This is a genomic window from Segeticoccus rhizosphaerae, from assembly GCF_009192725.1.
Taxonomy (GTDB): domain Bacteria; phylum Actinomycetota; class Actinomycetes; order Actinomycetales; family Dermatophilaceae; genus Segeticoccus; species Segeticoccus rhizosphaerae.
In genome coordinates this window covers 1-5,663 of record NZ_VOHR01000246.1, presented here as the reverse complement: position 1 = coordinate 5,663, position 5,663 = coordinate 1, and the positions used below count along the sequence as shown (strand labels likewise).

Genomic DNA, 5,663 nt, shown 5'->3' with positions numbered 1-5,663 from the left:
CTACGCCCTGGTGTCGGGAGCAGGCCCACCGCTGCCGCCGACACCAGGGCGTAGGGCAGCCGGGCGCGCCGGGACAGCGGGGTGTCGCGGAGCAGGAAGCGTGCGACCTCCCGGGCCTCTGCCGTGCCCTCGAGCTCGGGACGGAAGCGCTCGAGGTCGGCGTCCAGCTCGGCCCGCGTCCCCGGCACGTCGACGGCGCCGAGCTTGCGCGCCACCGTGGCGGTCTGGGCCACGTAGGTGTCCGCCTCGGCCGCGGTGAGCGGCTGCCGGCCGTAGCGCTGGTGGGCCCGCAGGAAGCTGTCGACCTCGGCAACGTGCACCCAACTGAGCAGGTGCGGGTCGTCGGCCCGGTAGGACCGGCCGTCGGGAGCGGTGCCCGTGATGTGGTCGTGCACGGTGCGCACCCGCGCGATGGCCCGTTCGGACTCCTCCTCGGTGCCGAAGGTCGTCTGGGCGATGAAGGTGCTGGTACGCGCCAGCCGTCCCCATGGATCACTCTGGTAGCCGGAGTGGTCCGCGACCGCGGCCATGGCGAGCGGGTGCAGCGACTGCAGCAGCAGCGCACGGAGCCCACCGACATACATCGAGGTGTCGCCGTGGACCCGGCGGATCGGGGCGTCCGGGGGAAACCATCTGGGCCCGGGAGTGCCGTGGATGCGCTGCCGGGTCCCCTCGCCGTCCTCGCCGGCCACGAGTGCGAACACGTCTTGCGCCAGCCGCCGGCGCACGGCACCGATCACCCGCATACCCCCATTGTCCCGCACGCGCCCGGGAGGCAGTCGGCCGGGCGGACACGTAGGCTCGATGCATGACGCGGATCATGGCCGTGCGCGGTGTCCTGCCGCAGCACCGCTACGCGCAGGCCGAGATCACCGCCGCGTTCGCCGGCGTGGTCGCCGCGCACGGAGCGGACGGCGCCCTGCTCCAACGGTTCCACCGCAATGCAGGGGTCGACTCACGGCACCTGGCGCTGCCGCTCCCGGAGTATGCCCGGCTCGCCGACTTCGGCGAGGCCAACGACGCGTTCCTGCGCGAGGCGGTGGAGCTCGGCAGCCGCGCGATCACGGACGCGTTGGAGGGGGCGGGCCTGCGTCCGGGCGACGTCGACCTGGTGACCTGCACGACGATCACCGGCCTTGCGGTGCCGTCGCTCGAGGCCCGCATCGCCGCCCGACTCGGCTTGCGCGAGGACGTGAAGCGGATGCCCCTGGTCGGGCTCGGCTGCGTGGCCGGTGCTGCGGGCGTCGCACGGGTGCACGACTACCTGGTCGGCCACCCCGACGACGTGGCGGTTCTGCTGTGCGTCGAGCTCTGCTCGCTCACGATCCAGCGCGACGACACCTCCACGGCCAATCTGGTGGCCAGCGGCCTGTTCGGCGACGGGGCCGCCGCCGTGGTCGCGGTCGGTGACACCCATCCCGGTGCCGGAGGGGCCCCGCGTGGCGAGGCCGGCCCGGCACGGCCGTCGGTGCTGGCCAGCCGGAGCCGGCTCTACCCCGACACCGAGCGGGCCATGGGCTGGGACGTCGGCGCCACCGGTCTGCGGATCGTGCTGGGCGCCGAGGTGCCCGACCTCGTGGAGCAGTTCGTGGGCGATGACGTGGAGAAGTTCCTCGCCGACGTCGGCGTGCGGCGCGACCAGGTCGACTGGTGGGTCTGCCACCCCGGAGGCCCCAAGGTGCTCGAGTCGATGCAGAAGGCGCTCGGGGTGGATCGAGAGGCCCTCGCGGTGACCTGGGACTCGCTCGCCCGCATCGGCAACCTGTCGTCGGCCTCCGTGCTCCACGTCCTCGCGGACACGCTCGCGGGACGGCCGCCACGGCCGGGCAGCTACGGGCTCATGCTGGCGATGGGTCCGGGTTTCTGCCTCGAGCTCGTCCTGCTGCGCGGCTGAGGTCGCCACCGTGGGCAACACGAGCGAGGTCCTGTTCACCGTGCTCGTGGCCCTGGTCGGGGTCGAGCGGCTGGCCGAGCTGGTCGTGGCGCGGGCCCACTCTCGTCGCAGCCTCGAGCGTGGGGGGATCGAACGCGGGCGCAGCCACTACCCGTTCATGGTGGTGCTGCACACCGGACTGCTGGCCGGCGCGCTGGCCGAGGTGTGGTGGCGACGGCCCGACTTCGTCCCCGCCCTGGGCTGGACCGTGCTCGTTCTCGTGGTGCTGGCCCAGGGCCTGCGCTGGTGGTGCATCGCCACCCTCGGTGACCGGTGGACCACCCGGGTCATCGTCGTGCCGGGGTTGCCCCTGGTCCGTGGCGGCCCCTACCGGCTGATGCGCCACCCCAACTACGTCGCCGTGGTCACCGAGGGGTTCGCGTTGCCGCTGGTCCACTCGGCGTGGGTGACCGCCCTGGTCTTCACCGCGCTCAACGCCGCGCTGCTCGCCGTCCGCATCCGGGTCGAGGACGCGGCCCTCGCCGAGGCCGAGGGCGCCGCATGATCGACCTGCAGGTGGTCGGCGGAGGGCCGGCCGGTCTGGCGACGGCGCTGTATGCCGTCCGGGCGGGACTGTCGGTGGTGGTCCACGAGCCCAGGACCGGCCCGGTCGACAAGGCCTGTGGCGAGGGGCTGATGCCGGCCGCGGTGACCGCGCTGGCGGACCTCGGCATCGATCCGAAGGGCGCTCCGCTGCGGGGCATTCGCTACCTCGACGCGGGGCACTGCGTCGAGGCGGTCTTTCGATCCGGCCCCGGCCGAGGGGTCCGCCGCACCGTGCTGCACGCCGCCCTGCTGGAGGCGGTGGCCGGGGCGGGGATCGAGATCCTCCACTCCCCTGCGCGCAGCGTCAGCCAGGACCACGCGGGCGTCGATGTCGAGGCGGCCATGGCCTCGCGCGGAGCGGTCGGCAGGAGCACGTCACGGTCGGTGCGGTCGCGATACCTGGTCGCGGCCGACGGCCTGCATTCCCCCCTGCGGCGACAGCTCGGCCTCGAGGCACAGGCTCTGATCCCCCGCCGCTTCGGTTTGCGCCGGCACTTCCGGCTCGAGCCCTGGACCGACCGGGTCGAGGTGCACTGGTCGGGCGACACCGAGGCCTACGTGACGCCCGTGGCGGCGGAAAGCGTCGGGGTGGCCCTGCTCACCTCCCGGCGGGAGGGCTTCGACCAGCAGCTGCGCGCCTTTCCCGCACTGGTCGAGCGGCTCGGGGGCACGGCATACGGATCCGACGAGCAGGGCGGGGCACGAAGCCCGGTGCGCGGTGCCGGCCCGCTGCGTCAACGGTCGCGTCACCGGGTGGCCGGGCGCGTGCTGCTGGTGGGCGACGCGAGTGGCTACGTCGACGCGCTCACCGGTGAGGGGATCGCGCTCGCGCTGGCGCAGGCCCGGGCCGCGGTGAGGGCGATGGTCGTGGACGATCCGCACTCCTACGAACGCCGCTGGCGCAGTGTGACCTGGCGTCACGCCGCCCTGACCCACTCCTTGCTCGCCGCCTCCCGGGTGGGGCCGGTGCGCCGTCGCCTCGTGCCCTGGGCGCAGGCCCGCCCCGGGGCCTTCGCCTGGGCGGTCAACAGCCTGGCCGCCCCAAGTGCTCCGCCCGCGACGGTCACCACGACCTGATTCGTGCTATAGGCTCCCTGCGTAGTTGCAGTGCTTGCACGTCCCGTCCGGCTGAGTCAGGCCAGTCCTGCCCAGACGGCGTTCCCTCGGGAGGCGGCGCACGATCACCGCGACGCGCGGGCCCCACTCCGGGGGTCCGTCCGAACGCTTCACGAAGGAAACAGATTCATGGCAACAGGCACGGTCAAGTGGTTCAACGCCGAGAAGGGCTTCGGCTTCATCGCTCCCGAGGACGGGTCGGCTGACGTCTTCGCGCACTACTCCGCGATCCAGTCCAGCGGCTACCGCTCGCTCGACGAGAACCAGAAGGTGGAGTTCGACATCACCCAGGGCCCGAAGGGCCCGCAGGCGGAGAACATCCGCCCGCTCTGATCCTCGGCGCCCGCCACGGGCACTGACTCAGCATCGAACGCCCCGGCCACCACGGCCGGGGCGTTCGTGCGTCGGTCACCAGAGCAGTCCGTGCTGGGCCAGGTCCGCCTCCACCTGCAGGCGGTCCATCGAGCGCAACGGCGAAGCCTGGGGCATCGGCAGCTCCAAGGCGGTGCAGCAGCACCGCAGCGTGTCGTCGTAGGCGAGACCCACGGCCTGGAGTCGGTGCGCCTTCGCGGGGAGGTTCGAGCGCTCGATGCGCCGGTAGTCGCGCTCCAGTCGCCGCAGGTCGTCCACCAGCCGCTCCAGACTGGGGCCCACCACCGGGGGGTCCGGCTCCCGGCGCAGCAGGCGGAGCGCACGACCAGACGGGCGGGGAGGATGACGCAGCAGGCGGTCGGCCAGCCAGAAGGTCAGGGCAGGCGCGACACAGCACAACGCGTAGAGCACCAGCACCGGCATGATTCCTCCACGGTCCGCACGGCACCTCCATCGTCCCACCCCGGCGCGGGGAAGGCGAGGGCGTTTCGCGCGGGGAGGCCCTCAGCTGCCGAGGGCGCGCTGACCGGATCCGGCGGCGGCCATCGTGTCGATGACCACGTCGATCGGGGTCGTCTTCGCCAGCAGCCTGACCTGCTGGCCGTCGGCGGCGTGCTGCACATCGCTCGACTGCTCGGCGGTGAAGAGCAGTACCGCCGGTGACGGCTTCAGCGCGATCAGGTGCGGCAGCACCTCCAGCCCGTCCATCACCGGAAGGTCCACATCGAGCAGGACCACGTCCAGCACATGGTCCCGCGCCGCCGCCAGCGCCTGCTCACCGTCGCTGGCCACGAGGGTGTGCCCGAACCGGGAATCTCCTTCGAGCAGGCTCCATAGCACCCGTCGCAGGGGCTCGTGGTCGTCGACGATGAGGGCCACCAGTGCGTCCTCGGAGCGCCGGTAGGCCGGTGTCTCCTCGCGGCGCCCCGGGACCGGTTCAGGGTTGAACTGCCGGCGCCCTCTCAACACGAGCGTGAGGGCGAAGGTCACGATCACGGCGAGGAGGATCCATCCTCCAAGCACGTAGACCCACGTCATCCGATTCTCTCCTGGCGATCACGGTGTCGATCATCATGGTGTCGAGCCCTGTCGAGCCCTGTCGAGCCCTGTTGAACCCTGTCGAGCCCTCTCGAGCACGGTGGAGCACGGCAGTGACCATGACGGTTCCCTCTGCGGTCCCGCGTGAGGGTACCGCCATTGTCCTCCTCGGCGCTCCTTCGCCCCAGCGCGGCTTCAGCCGTGTCGAGCAGGCTCGGGCCCGAGCGGGCGGGGCACCTTCGCCGGGCGGCACACGTTGCCTCACCAGCCGGCCCTGACGGACCACCCCGGCGCGCACCCCACTCCCGCCCCCCGTCCGCGAAGGAGCGACCACCATGGAACAGCCGGGCACGAGCCTGCAGCGCAGACAGGGGGTCGACCTGGTCCCCGGCGAGCGCCTCGGGGACATCCTCGAGCTCCTTGACGACCTGTCCGTGATCAACCGCGCCAGCGAGGGACTGCTGCAGCAGGTGCAGTCCCTGACCGGACTGCGCCTGGGTGAGCTGCAGAGCCTGCTGTCGGTCTCCCAGGGTGCCGAGCACGTCCGAGCCGTCGCGGCGGCGACCGGGCAGGTCGACGAGGCCGCGACCGCCACCATCGAGTCCCTCGTGGGACGCGGTCTCGTGGCGCGGCACCGCCACCCGAGTGCCCCGGCGGG

General features: G+C 72.5%; 8 protein-coding genes. 5 read left to right on the top strand and 3 right to left on the bottom strand.

All coding sequences use genetic code 11. The features are described 5' to 3' along the window. The coding region (locus tag FRW57_RS16275; protein ID WP_152186487.1) for an oxygenase MpaB family protein at positions 1-746 on the bottom strand (746 nt) is incomplete at its 3' end. A 62-nt stretch (positions 747-808) separates the two neighbouring features. On the opposite strand from FRW57_RS16275, the gene FRW57_RS16270 reads away from it, so the two are divergent. The 4 genes from FRW57_RS16270 (at position 809) to cspE (ending at position 3,928) form a co-directional block, all read left to right on the top strand. Next, the gene (locus FRW57_RS16270) at positions 809-1,894 is read left to right on the top strand and encodes a type III polyketide synthase (protein ID WP_137119673.1); all 1,086 of its coding nucleotides are present in this window, start codon (positions 809-811) and stop codon (positions 1,892-1,894) included. A 10-nt stretch (positions 1,895-1,904) separates the two neighbouring features. Beyond that, the gene (locus tag FRW57_RS16265) at positions 1,905-2,438 is read left to right on the top strand and encodes an isoprenylcysteine carboxyl methyltransferase family protein (RefSeq protein ID WP_137119672.1); all 534 of its coding nucleotides are present in this window, start codon (positions 1,905-1,907) and stop codon (positions 2,436-2,438) included. Further along, the gene (locus tag FRW57_RS16260) at positions 2,435-3,556 is read left to right on the top strand and encodes an NAD(P)/FAD-dependent oxidoreductase (protein ID WP_137119671.1); all 1,122 of its coding nucleotides are present in this window, start codon (positions 2,435-2,437) and stop codon (positions 3,554-3,556) included. The genes FRW57_RS16265 and FRW57_RS16260 overlap by 4 nt, the downstream gene beginning before the upstream one ends. 168 nt (positions 3,557-3,724) lie before the next feature. Then, entirely contained in the window at positions 3,725-3,928 is a 204-nt protein-coding gene (gene cspE, locus FRW57_RS16255) for a transcription antiterminator/RNA stability regulator CspE (protein ID WP_137119670.1), read from the top strand. 75 nt (positions 3,929-4,003) lie between these two features. Here cspE and FRW57_RS16250 read toward each other — a convergent pair whose 3' ends face one another. Both FRW57_RS16250 and FRW57_RS16245 read right to left on the bottom strand, forming a co-directional pair. Further along, positions 4,004-4,390 (bottom strand): hypothetical protein, encoded by a 387-nt coding sequence (locus tag FRW57_RS16250; protein ID WP_152186486.1) that lies wholly within the window; start codon positions 4,388-4,390, stop codon positions 4,004-4,006. Between the two features lie 81 nt (positions 4,391-4,471). Then, positions 4,472-5,005: a response regulator gene (locus FRW57_RS16245; protein WP_137119668.1), complete on the bottom strand. Its 534-nt coding sequence runs from the start codon at positions 5,003-5,005 to the stop codon at positions 4,472-4,474. Positions 5,006-5,340: 335 nt separating this feature from the next. Here FRW57_RS16245 and FRW57_RS16240 point away from each other — a divergent pair. Then, positions 5,341-5,663, top strand: a 323-nt coding sequence (locus FRW57_RS16240) for a hypothetical protein (protein WP_152186485.1), incomplete at its 3' end; no start/stop codon positions are given.